Below are 15,917 nucleotides of genomic sequence, written 5' to 3'. Positions count from 1 at the left end.
ATACTATTCCTTTTCTGTTTTAAATCTCATAAACATTGAAAATCTATATTCGTTGGATTATTTATTTTCATGTAAAGACTTTTTAGCTTCTTCCCATAAAACATCCATTTCTTCCAAAGTCATATCTGCAAGATTTATATTTTTGTCTAAAGCTAAATTTTCCATTTTCTGAAACCTTGAAATAAACTTCAGGTTGGTTCTTTCCAGAGCCGAATCAGGATTGATTCCTGAGATTCTTGCATAATTTATTAACGAAAAAAATACGTCACCCAATTCCTGCTCTTTTTTATCTAAATCAGTTTCCGCATGAAACTCCTGAATTTCTTCATCTACTTTTTTCCAGGCATCTTCTGCATCATGAAATTCAAAACCGATTCCTTTTACCTTATCCTGAATTCTATATGCTTTTACCAAACTCGGCAAACTTTTTGGAACGCCTCCTAAAATAGATTTATTTCCTTCCTTCAGTTTTAATTTTTCCCAATTCTGCTTTACCTCTTCCTCATCTTTTACTTCTGTATTGCCATAAATATGAGGGTGACGGAAAATCAGTTTTTCATTCAAGGAATTAATCACATCAGCAATATCGAAACTTTCTTTTTCAGAACCTATTTTAGCATAAAAAACCAAGTGCAGCAAAACATCACCTAATTCTTTCTTAATTTCCTGCAAATCACCCTGCAAAATAGCATCGGAAAGTTCATATGTTTCTTCCAGAGTCAAATGGCGAAGCGATTCCAGCGTTTGTTTCTGATCCCACGGGCATTTCTCCCGCAAATCATCCATAATATCTAATAATCTTCCGAAAGCTTCTAATTTTTCCTGTTTGGTATTCATAGTTTGAGAATTCAAAGTGGTACAAATTTAAGGTAAATCTTCCGGAATGTTCTTTGGTGTTGAAACAAAAGAATTTTAATATAGCTTAATAGCTGACTTTAACTGGCTATTCGCAAAAGTGCAAAGCTTTTTTAACGTTATATTCTTTTAAGGCGTAAAAATGATCACTAAATATTAACGGCAAAAATGTTCTTGGAATAACTTTTCGCCTTTGCAAAACCAACTTAAAACAAAAAACCTCATCATAAATGATAAGGTTTTGTATTTTAAATTCAAATAAATGAATTATCCTTTTTTAGTATGAGTACTTTTTGGAGCTGATTTCGCTGCAGAAGTCGCTTTTACTTTTGGAATTGCGGGTTTTTCAGCTTTTGGAGCAGCTTTTTTAGGAGCTTCTTTCTCGATGCTTACTTCTTCACCTTCCTGAGCAGGTTCTAAAGTTTCAGGTTCTGCTTTTACAAAGCTTTCAGGAGTGATATATCCTGCTTTTTGAAGAATATTATACCATTGAGCCAATTTTTTGATATCAGAAGCATACACTCTTTCTGTATCATAATTTGGAAGAGAAGCCGTCATGAATTCTTTCAGCTCTGCATCAGAAGATTTGTGAGGAATGGCTTCTTTGTAATTATAATTTTTAGCAATATTTTCAAAAACTTCGAATAAAGGAACTTCTTTATCAAACGTAAACATTGCGATGTTGTCTAGTAAACTTACCTGGCTAGAATTACCAATGCTTACTTTTTTCTTTGTTGTAACATCTTCAATAATAAATCCGTTTCTTAATTGAGAAACTAATTTAAAAAGTCCTGGCTTTCCAGAAATTGAAATTATTTTTTCTAACAGCATAATTTTATTTTTTGTAAATGTAGCAGTCGGCACGAGGCTTTCTGTTGTTTATTATTTTCTTTTTTATTTAATTCAAACTTATTTTGGAAATCGCATTTTGTAATTGATGTTTACATCACCCTGAGTGATTTTCGTCAATTTACCCTTTACCAATTTCTTTTTTAAAGCACTTAAATGATCCGTAAACAGTGTTCCTTCTATATGATCATATTCATGCTGAATTACGCGGGCTCTAATATCGGAAAAAGTTTCTGTATGCTTAACGAAATTTTCATCATAATATTCGATAAGAATAGTGCTTTTCCTTTTCACATCTTCTCTCACATCAGGAATCGAGAGACAGCCTTCATTAAACTTCCACTCTTCACCGGATTCTTCAAGAATTTTAGCGTTAATGAAAACCTTTTTGAAATCTCTCAACTCATCTTTAATATCTTCATAATCTTCATCTTCTGCAAGAGGAGAAACGTCAATTACAAACAGCCGGATATCCAAACCGATTTGTGGTGCTGCCAATCCTATGCCATTTGCACTGTTCATCGTTTCGAACATATTTTCTATCAATTCCTGTAACTCGGGATAATCTTTATCTATATCCTTTCCTACTTTTCTCAAAACAGGATCCCCAAAGGCTCTTATTGGTAAAATCATCTTGTTCTTTGTTCTAAAAAATTTTGCAATATGATGGTTGCACTTACTTTATCTATTAATCCTTTTTCCTGCCTTTGTTTTTTATTCTTCCCACTTTGAGAAATAAAAAACGAAGCCATTTTAGATGTAAATCTTTCATCGAAGCGATTAACTTTAATATTCGGAAATTCTTTTTGAAAAATTTCAATAAATTTTAAAATATCAGTTTCCACTTCAGAAATATTTCCTCTCAAATCTACAGGAAGCCCGATTACCACTTCATCTACTTTATTTTGAATGAAATATTTTTTTAAAAATTCAATCAAAACGGGAGTAAGAACGGTATCCAGGCCGCTTGCAATGATTTGCATGTCGTCCGTCGCAGCAATGCCACAACGCGCCTTTCCATAGTCTATTGCAAGGATTTGTCCCATAAGTTTGCAAATTTAGTAAATTTTAATGATTTTATTCCATACACAGTTTTTTTTATAAATCATGTTTTATTCCATTATTTTTTTTATAATTTTAATTTTCCAAAAAACGAAAATATGAAGAAACTCATCCTCGTAAGACATGCAAAAAGCGATTGGCCGGAAGAAACAGAGGACTTCGACAGACCATTGGCAGACAAAGGTTTAGAAGAAGCTATGCATATGTCTCGATTTATGAAAAATAATAATGTTTCGATAGATTATTTTGTATCGAGCCCTGCGGTTCGTGCCTTGAATACATGTAAAATTTTCAATCAGACCTATAATTTAAATATCATAACGGATGAGAAGCTTTATAATCCCTCGGAAAGCAATTTTGAATCTGTAATCTACGACTTGGACGACAGCCACGATGTAGTAGCGTTTTTCTCACACAACAACGGAATTTCAAATTTTGCAAATTCTATTTCTAATGATATTTTCCACTTTCCGACTTGTGGTGTTGCCGGCTTTGAAATTGACTGCAATTCTTGGTCAGAATTTGATGGAGCTGATAAGAAACTATTGTTTTTTTATGAACCCGGGAAGATTTAGATAATTTTCCAATAGGTTTTAAATAAAAAGCTCCAATAAATATTGAAGCTTTTATTTTATTTATTTTCTTTTCAAATCCAAATCATCAAAATCAAAACTGAAATCAGTAACATCAGAAATAGGTTTTAATCTTGCAGATTGTGCCTTTCCTGTTTCATCATAATCAAAAATAATGTAAGCATCAGCATCGTAACTTCTGTCATCCCATTTTACAATGAAAGAATTATTTGAATAAGGAAGCAGTTCACCTTTTAATCTTGGAGAATCTTTACATGCAATTCTGTACGTATTTCCTTGTTGCGAAATTTCAGCATCTCCAAACCAAATATCATTGTAAACACCTACAAACTGGTCTGCTTTTGGCTGAAAACTTTTTTCTTTTTTGAAAGCATCAGATTTTGCAAAAGCCTCTTTCTTTTGTTTATTGTAAATTTCTTCTGCTTTTTTCATTCTTTCGTCGTAAGTTTTTAACCAATTTCTGTCTGCAACTCCCAAATAAAAATCTTTTACCGTATTCGTAATCGTATTGAAAGCTGCTCCGGACTGTTGATTTGTTAAAACTACAATTCCTAATCCCATATCAGGAATCAAAGTAAACTGAGTTACCGTCCCAATTAAACCTCCCGTGTGCTGGACTTGTTTATGTCCCTTAACATCACTTAAAAACCAACCCATTCCATATCCATAAAAGCTTGTATCGTAAGGATTTTTAGCTGCTACTTTATCCGGAATCTGCAAACTCCAAAGCTGTTGTACATTTTTATCGGAAACCAATTTTTTCCCGTCTTTTGTTGTAAAGTTATTTAATAAAAATTCAGCCCAAATCGTCATATCTTTGATATTACTCATAATTCCTCCCGCCGCATTTGCTGTCTCATTCCAATCGTGAGGGACAGTAATCGCTTTTCCGTTTACAGGAGCATGTGCATCAACTTTATTGGGAACGGATTTTGCTCTGTTGTAGCTTCCAAAACTTGAAGTCATCCCGACAGGTTTCATAATCCTTTGTTCAATAAATTCCGCCCAGCTCAACCCCGAAACTCTGTGAATTACTTCTCCGGCAACAATAAACATAATATTATTATAATCCAAAGTCGTTCTGAAAGGGTTTTCAGGTTTTAAATATCTTACGTTATGAACAATATCATTCACCGTAAGGCTGCCACCTTCAGGAAAGAACATTAGGTCGCCCTGTCCCAAACCTAATCCTGCCCTGTGAGTCACCAAATCTTTGATCGTAATATTTTGGGAAACATAGGGATCGTACATTTGAAACTCAGGAATGTATTTTGAAACATTATCATCCCAGTTTAATTTTCCTTCATCTGCCAAAATTGCCAGTGCAGTACAGGTAAAACCTTTCGAATTTGATGCAATTCCGACTAAAGTATTATCATCCATCGGTTGTTTTGAAGTTAAAGAACGGACTCCAAAGCCTTTAGAATAAATAATTTTTCCGTTTTTTACAATTCCTACAGATATTCCCGGAACATCAAAAGTTTTTAATGTATTTTGGATTAGTTCATCTAGTTTTCTGTCTTCAACCTGCGCGAAAGTGACCATCGACAAAAGAATAAAGAACAAAGAGAAATTATATTTCATTTTTTAAATTTTCCCAAAGTTAATAAATAAACATTTTTGATAAAGCTTCTTTATATTTGCAGTCTAATTAAAGATTAAAAATGGCAGTAAAAAAACTAGTACCGTTCTTTTTATTTATACTAAGTTTCAATTTATATTTCTCTCAGGAAATTATCATTAAAGATGATAAAGTTTTACTTGACGGAAAACAGATTTTGAAAGTTGAAAAAATCAATGCTGCTCAATATTCTTTCTTTTCTATGCAAGATGATGAGGAGATTCTTCTATACAAATACATGGATAATGAAACGCCAAAATATGTAAATGATGATTACTTTATTCTAAATTTTCTGACTGAAAAAGTAAAAATAGAATCAACAGATATTTCAAAAATCGCCAATTTTATGAATTCCAGAAAAGGAATGGAAAAGCTTGTAAGATGGCTGATAAAAGAAAGAGTACTTAGTCATGATGGAGAATTGAATCCGGACAGAGTACAGGTTTTCAAAGAGAAATATGACGAAAATATTACTGAAAGAACTCTTAGATCATGACAAAAATCCTACTTCTTTCCGACTCTCATTCCTATATTGATGAACGAATTTTAGAATATGCCAGACAAGCAGATGAAATCTGGCATTGCGGAGATTTTGGAAACTTTGAAATCATAGAACAGCTTGAAAAGATTAACCCGTTAAAAGGGGTTTATGGAAATATTGATAATGCAAAAATCCGTTCTGAATTTCCGGAGGTGAACCGTTTTTTCTGTGAAAATGTGGAAGTTCTGATGATTCATATTGGTGGCTATCCCGGAAAATACACCCCTTTAGCAAAAAAAGAAATTTCTGAGAAGGCTCCAAAGCTATTTATTTCAGGGCATTCTCATATTTTGAAAGCCATGTTTGACAAGAAAAACAATCTGCTTCACCTGAATCCCGGAGCCTGTGGAAAACAAGGCTGGCATAAAGTGAGAACAATGATGCGTTTTGTGATTGACGATACCGAAATAAAGGATTTGGAAATTATTGAATTGGGACCGAAAGTTTAGTTATGAAAATTGGTGATAAAGTTTCTGTTGTAGATGAAGATTTAAGCGGAGTTGTTACTTCCGTGAAAGGAAATATTGTAGTCTTTAAAGATGAATTTGGGTTTACCTATCAATATCAGAAAGAGAAACTTGTTCCCAAAGATCCTGATTTTTATGGAAACATTAAGGTTGTAAAAAAGGCGGAACCGAAAAAAGTAACTTCGAAAAAACATAATAAAAATATTTTGGTTTTAGACTTACATTTTCATAATTTAGTTAAAAATCCACATGACTACGATAGTTTTGAAAGGCTGTTTCTTCAAAAAGAAAAATTACTGGAAGTCATTGCGTTTTGCAGAAAAAATAATCTAAAAAGGCTGGAAATTGTCCACGGAATTGGTGACGGGGTTTTACAAAAAATGGTTTTTGATGTGCTGGAAAGCCAGACCAACCTAGATTTTTATAATAAGGAAATACTTCATCATCAATCGGGTGCGGTAATGGTAGAATTTCACTAAATTTGCAGGAATTGAAATATGAACGTACTTAATTTACTTTTTACCAAAGACGGATTAATCTACCAAATCGTGAAAAACAAAAGCGTTTTGGAGGAAAAATCGTATTTTGTAGACGAGGAAACTCCTGAAAATTTTATAACAGGAAAGTTAGAAGAAGTTTTGATCAAACAAAGATTTGATGAAGTTTTTGTGATTTCGGCTTTTAATCATTTTACATTGATGCCCGAAGGGTTTTCAGAGCATGATGCAGGTTTTGATCTGATAGCTTTCAATGCTCCTGTAAATGAGGAAAAAGAGGAATTAATGCTTTCTGTGAACAAAAAATTCAAAATTCAGTTTTACTATACTTTTCCTAAGGAATTTTACCAGAAAATAAAAGAGTTGGCAATTCCTGTCCATTTTAATTTTTCCGGAGAAAAATTTTTAAACTCAATCAATAATAAAAATAACAAAGAAATTCACATTAATCTGTATCACAATCAATGTGAATTTTTCGCTATAGATAATAAAAAAATTATTTTATACAATAATCTGGATGTAAATTCAGAAGTGGATTTTCTTTATTTCGTTATGTTTACGCTAAGTAAAATCGGTTTTGGAATCAATGAAACCAATTTCTATGCTTATGGCGAAACCACTGAAAATGAAACATTTATTTCAGAATTGCAAAAGTTTGTAAAGAATCTGAAAATTGTATTTGATAATATTCCAAACAAAAATTTTATATTAAATTAAGGTTGTAGATATCAGATGGTCAGGACTTAACTGCTCACCTGCTTACCCACTACCTACAATCTAACAACCCAACAATATGTACAGAATAATTTCAGGCAAATGGAAAGCCAAGAAAATAGCCGCTCCGAAAAACTTTGATGTAAGGCCCACTACGGATTTTGCAAAAGAAGCTTTGTTCAGTATTTTGGAGAACACCTATGATATGCAGTCGATTTCCGTGCTGGATTTATTCGCTGGAATAGGCTCGATAAGCTTTGAATTCGCATCGAGAGGCTGCCAAGATATCACGTCTGTGGAAATGAACCCGAAACACACTTCTTTCTTGAATTCTACTGCTTCTGAACTTGGCTTCAGCCTGCAGGTAAATGTTCAGCGGGGTGATGTTTTTGATTGGTTAAAAAAATTCAGAAATAAAAAGCCCTTTGAGATCGTATTCTCTGATGCTCCTTTCGAAATGGAAGAAAAAAAATACCACGAATTGATTTCTTTGGTTTTAAATAATAAATATCTGAAACCCAACGGGATATTTGTCGTGGAACATCAAAGCCGAATGAAATTTGATCACCCGAATTTGATTGATACAAGAAAATATGGAAATGTAAGCTTCAGTTTTTTTGAACCTAATAAAGAAGAAAATACAGAAATACCAGAATAATCAGGAAACTTTTTTCTTGATTATTTTTTTTGATGTTTCAGAAGCCTCAACTCCCCATTTTGTAATTTCTTTCAAAACCGGCAATAAAGTTTTACCAAAATCTGTAAGAGAATATTCTACCACCAAAGGGGGCTTTTCCGTGAAAACTTTTCTATCTATAATATTATCTCCTTCCAATTGTTTTAATTGAAGACTCAGCGTTCTTTCTGTGATTGTAGGGATTAATTTTCTCAATTCATTGTATCTTTTTGCTCCATCAATGAGATAGAACAAAATCACAGCTTTCCATTTTCCGCCTATAAATTTCATGGTTACACTTGTGCAGCAAGGGTAATCTTTGTTATCTATTGTATACATTTTTATACTATCATTTTTTACCGTTATTGCAAATGTATCAAACTTAAATTAGTTTTGCAACTATAAAAAATATAGTATAAAATTATGAGCTTTTTAGAAAAAATGAAATCGAGATATACTGTAAAAAAGTATAATCCACAAGGTACAATCAGTGAAGATAAAACCCGGCAGCTTAAAGACATATTACATTTGAGCCCATCGTCTATCAATAGTCAACCCTGGAATTTTGTCTTTGTAAGCAATACTGAAATCAAAGAAAAATTGGGGGAAGCATCTTATTGGAATAAAGAAAAAGTGGTAGAAAGCAATCAGTTAATTGTTTTCCAAGTATTGAAAAATCCTGAAGACTTTGAAAAACAGATTGAAGGGAATTTACCGGAAGGTTCTGTAGCTTTCTACAAGAATTTCGTAAAGCCAAAAGGTGAAACGGCTATAAAATCCTGGTTGGCGCATCAGGTTTATCTTTCATTAGGTGTTTTTCTTTCCGCGTGTGCAGAATTGGAAATCGATTCTACTCCAATGGAAGGCATTGAACCTGAGAAATACGATACAATTTTAAACAATGAAAAATATGAAACTCTATTTGCCGTCACAATTGGTGAAAAAGCGCCAGAAGACAGCAATCAACCGACAATAACTCCTAAAACAAGACATAGTAAAGAACTCGTAATTTTGGAGCGATAAAAGAAAAAAGACTCATTTCTGAGTCTTTTTTCTTTTATAATACTTTTAATTCCAAATCAATACTTTTTCCGAAGAATTTTTTAGATATTTTCTCAAAATTTTTGGTCAAATCTGAAAGATAGAAATGGTAATTCGGTTTTGGATTATTTTCATTTAAAAGACAATATTTATCCAAAATGATTTTTAAATGATTGGCTACAATATTAGGAGAGTCAATCACACGAACACGATTTCCATAATATTGCTTGATTTCGTCAATCAATAAAGGATAATGTGTACAACCTAAAATCAAGGTTTCAATATTCTTCAGTTTACTATTACTCAAATAGTTATAAATAATTGCATGTGTAATCGGATGATTTTTAAAACCTTCTTCAATGGCAGGAACCAATAAAGGTGTTGCCAATTCATCAACTTTAATCCATTTATTATGCTTTCGGATGCTCTTTTTATACAATCCTGAATTCACGGTTGCTTTTGTCGCAATCACACCTACGTTATTGTGAATTTCATAAGATACTTTCTCAGCAACAGGATTGATAACGTCAATCACAGGCACCTTTCCTGCAACAGATGTCATGACTTCATCTAATGCATTTGCCGTCGCCGTATTACAGGCAATTACAATTGCTTTACAGTTTTGTTCCAATAAAAAGTTGGTAATTTTGGTAGAATATTCTATAATCGCTTCTTTAGATTTTTCACCATACGGAAGGTGTTTTGTATCCCCGAAATAAATCAGATCTTCATTGGGAAGAAGTCTTTTTATTTCTTTGGCAACCGTCAGCCCGCCTACACCGCTATCAAAAATCCCGATAGGCTGTTTTGGTGAAAGATGCGAATAGTCTTGCTTTTTAGTTTTCAAAATTGAGTTGAAATTTTATACAAAAATAGTGAATTTTGTGTTCGCTGTTGCAAATATGCAATATTAAACAATAAACAAATCCGAGGCAATTCCATCTGCCATAAACCAATGTTTTTCAGGGATTTTTAAATGGTTGTTTTCAATAATTAAAATACCATCATTAATATTAGGTTTAATTTCATTTTGAAAATGAACCAAAATTTTGTCTGAAAATTTATTGTTTAAGCTATCTAAATCCACACCCCAAATTGTTCTTAACCCAATCATAATCATTTCATTAAACTGATCTTTTTGAGAAAGGATTTCTTCTTCTTTTGCCAAAAGATTCGAATTTAATTTCTTAATATATTGTTGATTATTAGCAACATTCCAGCTTCTTATATCAAAACCGTTGTAAGAATGTGCTGAAGGACCAATTCCCAGATATTCTTTATATTTCCAATAAGATGAATTGTGTTTTGAATAAAAATCGGGCTTTGCAAAGTTGGAAACTTCATAATGTTCAAAGCCGTTATCTTTCAGAAAATCTGATAAATAATAAAACTCTCTGTTTTGCTCTTCTTCTTTTGGGCTTTTCACTTTTCCTTTTGAAATCCAGTTTTCCAAAGCAGTTTTAGGTTCAACGGTTAAAGCATAAGAAGAAATATGAGGAACCTGAAGGCCTATTGCTTTATTCAAATTTTTTTTCCAGATTTCTAAGTTGGAAGTCGGCGAACCGTAAATCAAATCAATACTTAAATTTTCAAAACCAAAATCCTGCGCTCTTTTGATAGAGTCTTCTGCTTCGGACGCTGTATGAGCGCGATTCATTAATTTTAAATCTTCCTCAAAAAAACTTTGAGTCCCGATTGACAGACGATTAATGGGTGAAGTTGATAATCCTTTTAGAAAATTTTTATCCAAATCATCAGGATTTGCCTCAAGCGTTATTTCAATATTATTATTAAAGCTGAAACATTTTAAAACCTCATCAATTAAAGAATTGATTTCGTCAGGAGAAAGAATGGATGGTGTTCCGCCTCCAAAGTAAAGTGACTGTAAATTTTTGTTTTGTAATTCCTCTTTTCGAAGAAAAATTTCCTTCTTCATGGCAGCCAGTATTTCATCTTTAAAGTTTAAAGACGTTGAAAAGTGAAAATTGCAATAGCTGCACTTTTGCTTACAAAACGGGATGTGAATATAAATCATAAAAAAAGCTCTGAAAAAATCAGAGCTCAAATTTATTTAAATTAAATTGATTAATATCTATATCCTCTACGATTAATAAAGTTATCGAAATTGTATCCAAGACCAATCATGAAAGAGTTTCCTCCATATTCCTGAATATCAGACATTCCGATGTTGTAAGTAGCTCCAATCATAAATTTGTTGAATCTTACTTTTACAACAGGTGCAATTTGAAGTTTCTGACTGTCAAATCTGTTTTGTACAGTTCTGTAGCTTAAACCAGCTGAGAATGAATTAATATCATTAAAGAACGTTGCCATTAAGTTATAGTCAATTGTTCTTGTAGAGTTCGTGTTCAAATTAATCAATGCTGATGGAGTGAAATAAATATTATCTCCTACATGCCAATCATACCCTAGGTTTAAGAAAAATTTAATTGGAGAAGGCTCACGACCATTAACGATAGATTCGTCATTTGTCAAAGCGATATCATTTACAGAAACGTTTGCAAAGATATTTTTATAAGTAGCTGCTAAACCGAAGTTTGCATACGCCATGAAAATATTTCCTTCATTACCTGGTAATAACGGGTCATAACCGTCTTCAGTATTGATTTTTGTATAATCAATATTCATGTTATAGAAACTAACACTTGTACCAAAAGAGAACTGATCTTTTCTGTCTCCTTCACTACTAAGAGGAATAAAATAAGAAGCACCAGCTGTAATACCACCTGCAGAAATAGGACCTCCAGCATCTCTAAATACTGAAATACCCGCACCTACTCTGTCAAAGATGTTTGCATTAATCCCGATAGACTGTACGTTTGGAGACTCACTGAATTCTATAAATTGTTTTTGATAATTGACGTTGAGCTGAACATTGTCCGTTTTACCGTATTGTGCAGGGTTGAACAGGAACTCACCATCCAGAAGATATTGCTGATAATATGGTAGTGTTTCTTGTGCTTTGTATGCATTTGACAAAAGAGCCAAACACACTATAGCATATAGTTTTCTCATAACAAATCTTGATTTCAATTCAACAAATATAAAAAAATTCTCAATATATTTTTAGTTTTCTAAATAATTTCTCCATTTTTTTACGGCATCCGCCATATCTTTCGGCATTGGGCTCTCAAAATACAATTCCTTTTTGGTAGTTGGGTGTATAAATCCTAAAGTATGAGCATGCAAAGCATGTCTGGGCAGAATTTCAAATACATTTTTTATAAACTGCTTATACTTAGGAAGATTCACCCCTCGGAGAGGTGTATGGCCCTCATATCTTTCATCATTAAATAAAGTATGACCAATATGTTTGAAATGCGCTCTGATCTGATGGGTTCTACCCGTTTCCAGTTTACATTCCACCCAAGTCATATATTTAAATCTTTCAAGAACTTTATAATGCGTCACCGCGTGCTTTCCCTGACTACCGTCCTCATAAGTATGCATCTGCATTCTGTTTTTCGGGTGACGGCCTATATGCCCCCTAATCGTTCCTTCATCATCCTGAACATTCCCCCAAACAAAAGCCCAATACAATCTTTTCGTTTTTCTGTCAAAAAACTGTTTTGCTAAAAAGCTTAACGCATATTCATTTTTAGCAATGACCAATAATCCCGACGTATCCTTATCAATTCTATGTACCAATCCTACTCTGTCCAAGTCTGATTTCTCACCATTTTGTTCGAAATGATAAGCTAATGCATTTACCAATGTCCCGTCCCAATTTCCGAATCCGGGATGAACTACCATTCCGGGTTCTTTATCTACAACGACTAAATCATCATCTTCGTATACAATATTAATAGGAATATTTTGCGGGATGATAACATTTTCTCTTGGCGGATGTGTCAATAAAACCGAAATCTGATCTCCCGGCTTCACTCTATAGTTCTGTTTTACGGCAATTCCGTTTACAACAACGTTTCCTGCTCTACAGGTTTGCGAAATTTTATTCCGTGAAGAATTCTGACGATAAATCAATAAAAATTTATCTATCCTTAAAGGCTCTTGCTTCTTATCAACAGTGATATTAAGATGTTCGTACAATCCTTTATTCTCCTCATCAATATCGATATTATCAATACTGTTGGAGTCTAATAATTCTTCATCTAAAAAATCTTCGTTATCTTCTGTCATTATTTCATTTTTTATACAAAAGGCTTCAACATAATTAAAGTTGAAGCCTGTATTTTTTATAATAAGTAGTTACTATTCTACTACTACCTTTTTAGCTTTTGGCTTTTCTGCAGGCTGAGTTGCAGCAGGTTTATTATTACTTCCTGAATTAGTATTATTACCTGACGTAGAAACTGCCGGTTTCGAAGCCGGAGCCGTTGTTTTAGGAACTTCAGTTTTTGCCGGTTCAGGTTTCGGAATTTCTCTTCTTGGTACTGGCGGTGGATTGTCATAAACAGGCTCCTGATGAATAGGAACTTCTTCATATTGCACGGGAGGCAATGAAGTATCTATTTTCATACGATACATAGAGTTCAATTGATTGATTTTTGCCTGTAATTCAGCCGGAGTTTTCTTACTCGCCCACAGATCCATCTGCATTCCCTGATCCCGAACATCTCCAGAGGCAGGATCTTGATAATAAACAATATCAGACTCATCTTTGCTTCCGTCTTCGTGATCTACCAGCCCTACTTCAAACAAGCTTCTGGCAATTACTGCTCTCGCTTCTTTTACCGTTAAACCTACAACATTCGGAATTGAAATATTTCTCATTGGCCCTGAACCCACCACAACATCTACTGTAGAAAATCTAGGAATCAAAGTTCCCGGCTTTATAGCGTTACCCTTGAAAAGCATTCTGATGATAGCATCTTTCTGGATACTTGGCTCATAGATAGTATCTCCTACTTTCAGACCTACCTGATCCAAGCGTTGGAAAGCTAATCCTGCATATTTATTAATAACATCAGGAACAGCAACTTTTGCCCAGGTTCTTGGGTTTACTTTCAAAACAATTGTTCTTCCGTCTTTCACTCTTGAACCGGGTGAAGGATACACCTGAAGAACCTGAAATGGTCTGTATTTAGGATCATATTTAAAACTATCAACCTCATATTCCAGCCCGGAATCATCTAATATTTTGATAGCTTCATGCACAGATTTATTAACAACATTTGGAACGGGTGTTTCCTGACCATGTTTCGTATGATACTCTAACCAACGAAATGTAAGCCAAACCAACCCCACAAAAACCCCTATGGCTACTACTAAGTTCAGTAAAACTTTCCAATTGAAAAGTGATTTAAGCATACTTAAAAATACTTTAATTATAACGGCAAATATAGCTAATAATTTTAGAATGTGCTTTTTATTTAACACATTTCATTTCCTATTTTAAAATTTCTGAATTTCCCTTATTGCATTATATAAAATGTTTAAATTTGCCTTAATTGATACTATATGATTATGAGCAAAAAAAGTGTTGCCGTAGTAATGGGAGGCTATTCTGATGAATACGTTGTGTCATTAAAAAGCGGTCAATTAATTTACGATTCTTTAGACAGAAATCTATATAATGTATATAAAGTAGTTGTCCTTAAAGACGAATGGTATTTTTTAGGTGAAAATGATAAAAAACAAGCCATCAATAAAGGAGATTTTTCGGTGACTTTAGACAACAATGAAATATTAAAATTTGATGTCTGCTTCAACATTATTCACGGAACTCCGGGTGAAAACGGTATTCTCCAGGCATATTGGGATGCTATAGGACAAAAATATACGGGTTGTGATTTTTATCAAAGCGCTTTAACATTTAATAAAAAAGATACATTAGCAGTATTGTCAAAATACGGAATTCCTTCAGCAAAAAGCATATATTTAAGAAAAGGGGAAAACATCAATGTAGACGAAATTATAGAAAAACTTGGGTTACCTGTTTTTGTTAAGCCCAATCAATCGGGCTCTTCTTTAGGAATTTCAAAAGTAAAAGAAAAATCAGAATTGATTGCTGCCACTGAAGTTGCTTTTAAAGAAGACGATGAAATTTTAATTGAGAGTTTCCTTGACGGAATGGAAGTTTCTGTAGGAGTTATCGATTATAAAGGCGAAACTATTGTTTTAGGAATTACAGAAATTGTTCCTCAAAACGAATTTTTCGATTATGAAGCTAAATACGAAGGTGCTTCAGAGGAGATTACCCCTGCAAGAATCGACGATGAGACACGAATCAGAGTTGAAGAAATTTCGAAAAGAGCTTACAATTCCCTGGGAATGAGTGGTTTTTCAAGAAGTGAGTTTATCTTAATGAACGGGATTCCATACATGTTGGAAATGAATACAAATCCGGGATTCTCTCCTGCAAGCATTCTTCCCCAGCAGGCTAAAATTTACGGAATTTCTATCACAGACCTTTGTGGAAACGAGGTTGAAAAAGCTTTACATAAAAAATAATTTTTAGACGTTAGAAATTAAAGGTTAGAAGTTTGCGTTTGGATAAAACCGAAACTCAAAAACCGAAACTCAAAACTCTTTTAAGACATGAAAATTGCTGTTTTCCCGGGTTCATTTGACCCTATTACTTTAGGACACTACGATATTATAGAAAGAGCGGCGCCGCTTTTTGATAAACTAATTATTGCTATAGGACAAAATTCTCAGAAAAAATATATGTTTCCTTTGGAAAAAAGAATGGAATTTATCCAAAATTCTGTTGCAGAATTTCCAAACGTGGAAGTCGATTTTTTTGAAGGCTTAACAGTTGATTACTGCTTTGAAAAAAACGCACAGTACATCATCCGAGGGTTAAGAAATCCTGCCGATTTTGAATTTGAAAAAGCCATAGCTCACACAAACAGAACTTTAGCTCACAAGAAATTAGAAACTGTGTTTTTGTTGACCTCATCCGGAAAATCTTTCATCAGCAGCAGTATTGTAAGGGAAATTATTAATCATGGCGGAGAATACGAATTATTAGTTCCTGATTCTGTAAGAGTTGAAAAAAAAATAAAATAGCTGAT

General features: G+C 33.4%; 20 protein-coding genes. 9 read left to right on the top strand and 11 right to left on the bottom strand.

Annotated features, from left to right (window positions below):
* Positions 1-57 precede the first annotated feature (57 nt).
* The 4 genes from mazG to ruvX all read right to left on the bottom strand — a co-directional run bounded on the left by mazG (position 58) and on the right by ruvX (position 2,750).
* On the bottom strand, positions 58-837 hold the full coding sequence (mazG, locus tag ACM39_RS12335) for a nucleoside triphosphate pyrophosphohydrolase (protein ID WP_048511352.1): 780 nt from the start codon (positions 835-837) through the stop codon (positions 58-60).
* Positions 838-1,122: 285 nt separating this feature from the next.
* A complete protein-coding gene (locus ACM39_RS12330; RefSeq protein ID WP_048511351.1) occupies positions 1,123-1,686 on the bottom strand; it encodes a DUF5606 domain-containing protein in 564 nt (187 codons plus the stop codon).
* A 78-nt stretch (positions 1,687-1,764) separates the two neighbouring features.
* Positions 1,765-2,337, bottom strand: coding sequence for a peptide deformylase (gene def / locus ACM39_RS12325; protein ID WP_048511350.1), 573 nt, complete (start codon positions 2,335-2,337; stop codon positions 1,765-1,767).
* Positions 2,334-2,750 (bottom strand): Holliday junction resolvase RuvX, encoded by a 417-nt coding sequence (ruvX, locus tag ACM39_RS12320; protein ID WP_048511349.1) that lies wholly within the window; start codon positions 2,748-2,750, stop codon positions 2,334-2,336. The genes def and ruvX overlap by 4 nt, the downstream gene beginning before the upstream one ends.
* Before the next feature lie 114 nt (positions 2,751-2,864).
* Here ruvX and ACM39_RS12315 point away from each other — a divergent pair, with 114 nt between their 5' ends.
* Positions 2,865-3,341: a SixA phosphatase family protein gene (locus ACM39_RS12315; protein WP_048511348.1), complete on the top strand. Its 477-nt coding sequence runs from the start codon at positions 2,865-2,867 to the stop codon at positions 3,339-3,341.
* A 60-nt stretch (positions 3,342-3,401) separates the two neighbouring features.
* On the opposite strand, the gene ACM39_RS12310 is transcribed toward ACM39_RS12315, so the two are convergent.
* A complete protein-coding gene (locus ACM39_RS12310; protein WP_048511347.1) occupies positions 3,402-4,943 on the bottom strand; it encodes a serine hydrolase in 1,542 nt (513 codons plus the stop codon).
* An 80-nt stretch (positions 4,944-5,023) separates the two neighbouring features.
* Here ACM39_RS12310 and ACM39_RS12305 point away from each other — a divergent pair, with 80 nt between their 5' ends.
* From ACM39_RS12305 to ACM39_RS12285, 5 genes are all read left to right on the top strand, one after another.
* Positions 5,024-5,476 (top strand): hypothetical protein, encoded by a 453-nt coding sequence (locus ACM39_RS12305; RefSeq protein WP_048511346.1) that lies wholly within the window; start codon positions 5,024-5,026, stop codon positions 5,474-5,476.
* Entirely contained in the window at positions 5,473-5,970 is a 498-nt protein-coding gene (locus tag ACM39_RS12300) for a metallophosphoesterase family protein (protein WP_048511345.1), read from the top strand. Before ACM39_RS12305 ends, ACM39_RS12300 begins: the two co-directional genes overlap by 4 nt.
* Before the next feature lie 2 nt (positions 5,971-5,972).
* Positions 5,973-6,467 carry a Smr/MutS family protein gene (locus tag ACM39_RS12295; RefSeq protein ID WP_048511344.1) on the top strand — a complete coding sequence of 165 codons (495 nt, stop codon included), beginning with the start codon at positions 5,973-5,975 and terminating at the stop codon, positions 6,465-6,467.
* 18 nt (positions 6,468-6,485) lie between these two features.
* Positions 6,486-7,202 carry a DUF3822 family protein gene (locus ACM39_RS12290; protein WP_048511343.1) on the top strand — a complete coding sequence of 239 codons (717 nt, stop codon included), beginning with the start codon at positions 6,486-6,488 and terminating at the stop codon, positions 7,200-7,202.
* A 76-nt stretch (positions 7,203-7,278) separates the two neighbouring features.
* The gene (locus ACM39_RS12285) at positions 7,279-7,857 is read left to right on the top strand and encodes an RsmD family RNA methyltransferase (RefSeq protein WP_048511342.1); all 579 of its coding nucleotides are present in this window, start codon (positions 7,279-7,281) and stop codon (positions 7,855-7,857) included.
* On the opposite strand, the gene ACM39_RS12280 is transcribed toward ACM39_RS12285, so the two are convergent.
* Positions 7,858-8,214 (bottom strand): winged helix-turn-helix transcriptional regulator, encoded by a 357-nt coding sequence (locus tag ACM39_RS12280; protein ID WP_048511341.1) that lies wholly within the window; start codon positions 8,212-8,214, stop codon positions 7,858-7,860.
* A gap of 84 nt (positions 8,215-8,298) precedes the next feature.
* Between ACM39_RS12280 and ACM39_RS12275 the strand changes: the two genes are divergently transcribed.
* Positions 8,299-8,898, top strand: coding sequence for a nitroreductase family protein (locus ACM39_RS12275; protein WP_048511340.1), 600 nt, complete (start codon positions 8,299-8,301; stop codon positions 8,896-8,898).
* A 34-nt stretch (positions 8,899-8,932) separates the two neighbouring features.
* Here the strand turns inward: ACM39_RS12275 and murI are convergent, their stop codons facing one another.
* From murI to ACM39_RS12250, 5 genes are all read right to left on the bottom strand, one after another.
* Positions 8,933-9,763 (bottom strand): glutamate racemase, encoded by an 831-nt coding sequence (murI, locus tag ACM39_RS12270; RefSeq protein ID WP_048511339.1) that lies wholly within the window; start codon positions 9,761-9,763, stop codon positions 8,933-8,935.
* A gap of 63 nt (positions 9,764-9,826) precedes the next feature.
* Positions 9,827-10,951 (bottom strand): radical SAM family heme chaperone HemW, encoded by a 1,125-nt coding sequence (hemW, locus tag ACM39_RS12265; RefSeq protein WP_082140587.1) that lies wholly within the window; start codon positions 10,949-10,951, stop codon positions 9,827-9,829.
* Between the two features lie 50 nt (positions 10,952-11,001).
* Positions 11,002-11,952, bottom strand: coding sequence for a PorP/SprF family type IX secretion system membrane protein (locus ACM39_RS12260; RefSeq protein WP_048511337.1), 951 nt, complete (start codon positions 11,950-11,952; stop codon positions 11,002-11,004).
* 51 nt (positions 11,953-12,003) lie between these two features.
* Positions 12,004-13,077, bottom strand: coding sequence for an RluA family pseudouridine synthase (locus ACM39_RS12255; protein ID WP_185097458.1), 1,074 nt, complete (start codon positions 13,075-13,077; stop codon positions 12,004-12,006).
* Positions 13,078-13,149: 72 nt separating this feature from the next.
* On the bottom strand, positions 13,150-14,208 hold the full coding sequence (locus tag ACM39_RS12250) for a PASTA domain-containing protein (protein WP_048511336.1): 1,059 nt from the start codon (positions 14,206-14,208) through the stop codon (positions 13,150-13,152).
* Between the two features lie 156 nt (positions 14,209-14,364).
* On the opposite strand from ACM39_RS12250, the gene ACM39_RS12245 reads away from it, so the two are divergent.
* Positions 14,365-15,351, top strand: a complete 987-nt coding sequence (locus ACM39_RS12245; protein ID WP_048511335.1) for a D-alanine--D-alanine ligase — start codon at positions 14,365-14,367, stop codon at positions 15,349-15,351.
* An 87-nt stretch (positions 15,352-15,438) separates the two neighbouring features.
* Positions 15,439-15,912, top strand: a complete 474-nt coding sequence (gene coaD, locus ACM39_RS12240; RefSeq protein ID WP_048511334.1) for a pantetheine-phosphate adenylyltransferase — start codon at positions 15,439-15,441, stop codon at positions 15,910-15,912.
* Positions 15,913-15,917 lie beyond the last annotated feature (5 nt).

The sequence above is a fragment of the Chryseobacterium sp. FH2 genome (genome assembly GCF_001045455.1).
Classification (GTDB): domain Bacteria; phylum Bacteroidota; class Bacteroidia; order Flavobacteriales; family Weeksellaceae; genus Chryseobacterium.
The sequence above is the reverse complement of the archived record's forward strand: the minus strand, read 5'-3'. Positions and strand labels throughout refer to the sequence as shown.

Coding starts and splice junctions, on each gene's coding strand:
- mazG (WP_048511352.1), bottom strand. CDS start 837: ATGAATACCAAACAGGAAAAATTAGAAGCTTTCGGAAGATTATTAGAT.
- ACM39_RS12330 (WP_048511351.1), bottom strand. CDS start 1,686: ATGCTGTTAGAAAAAATAATTTCAATTTCTGGAAAGCCAGGACTTTTT.
- def (WP_048511350.1), bottom strand. CDS start 2,337: ATGATTTTACCAATAAGAGCCTTTGGGGATCCTGTTTTGAGAAAAGTA.
- ruvX (WP_048511349.1), bottom strand. CDS start 2,750: ATGGGACAAATCCTTGCAATAGACTATGGAAAGGCGCGTTGTGGCATT.
- ACM39_RS12315 (WP_048511348.1), top strand. CDS start 2,865: ATGAAGAAACTCATCCTCGTAAGACATGCAAAAAGCGATTGGCCGGAA.
- ACM39_RS12310 (WP_048511347.1), bottom strand. CDS start 4,943: ATGAAATATAATTTCTCTTTGTTCTTTATTCTTTTGTCGATGGTCACT.
- ACM39_RS12305 (WP_048511346.1), top strand. CDS start 5,024: ATGGCAGTAAAAAAACTAGTACCGTTCTTTTTATTTATACTAAGTTTC.
- ACM39_RS12300 (WP_048511345.1), top strand. CDS start 5,473: ATGACAAAAATCCTACTTCTTTCCGACTCTCATTCCTATATTGATGAA.
- ACM39_RS12295 (WP_048511344.1), top strand. CDS start 5,973: ATGAAAATTGGTGATAAAGTTTCTGTTGTAGATGAAGATTTAAGCGGA.
- ACM39_RS12290 (WP_048511343.1), top strand. CDS start 6,486: ATGAACGTACTTAATTTACTTTTTACCAAAGACGGATTAATCTACCAA.
- ACM39_RS12285 (WP_048511342.1), top strand. CDS start 7,279: ATGTACAGAATAATTTCAGGCAAATGGAAAGCCAAGAAAATAGCCGCT.
- ACM39_RS12280 (WP_048511341.1), bottom strand. CDS start 8,214: ATGTATACAATAGATAACAAAGATTACCCTTGCTGCACAAGTGTAACC.
- ACM39_RS12275 (WP_048511340.1), top strand. CDS start 8,299: ATGAGCTTTTTAGAAAAAATGAAATCGAGATATACTGTAAAAAAGTAT.
- hemW (WP_082140587.1), bottom strand. CDS start 10,951: ATGATTTATATTCACATCCCGTTTTGTAAGCAAAAGTGCAGCTATTGC.
- ACM39_RS12260 (WP_048511337.1), bottom strand. CDS start 11,952: ATGAGAAAACTATATGCTATAGTGTGTTTGGCTCTTTTGTCAAATGCA.
- ACM39_RS12255 (WP_185097458.1), bottom strand. CDS start 13,077: ATGACAGAAGATAACGAAGATTTTTTAGATGAAGAATTATTAGACTCC.
- ACM39_RS12250 (WP_048511336.1), bottom strand. CDS start 14,208: ATGCTTAAATCACTTTTCAATTGGAAAGTTTTACTGAACTTAGTAGTA.
- ACM39_RS12245 (WP_048511335.1), top strand. CDS start 14,365: ATGAGCAAAAAAAGTGTTGCCGTAGTAATGGGAGGCTATTCTGATGAA.
- coaD (WP_048511334.1), top strand. CDS start 15,439: ATGAAAATTGCTGTTTTCCCGGGTTCATTTGACCCTATTACTTTAGGA.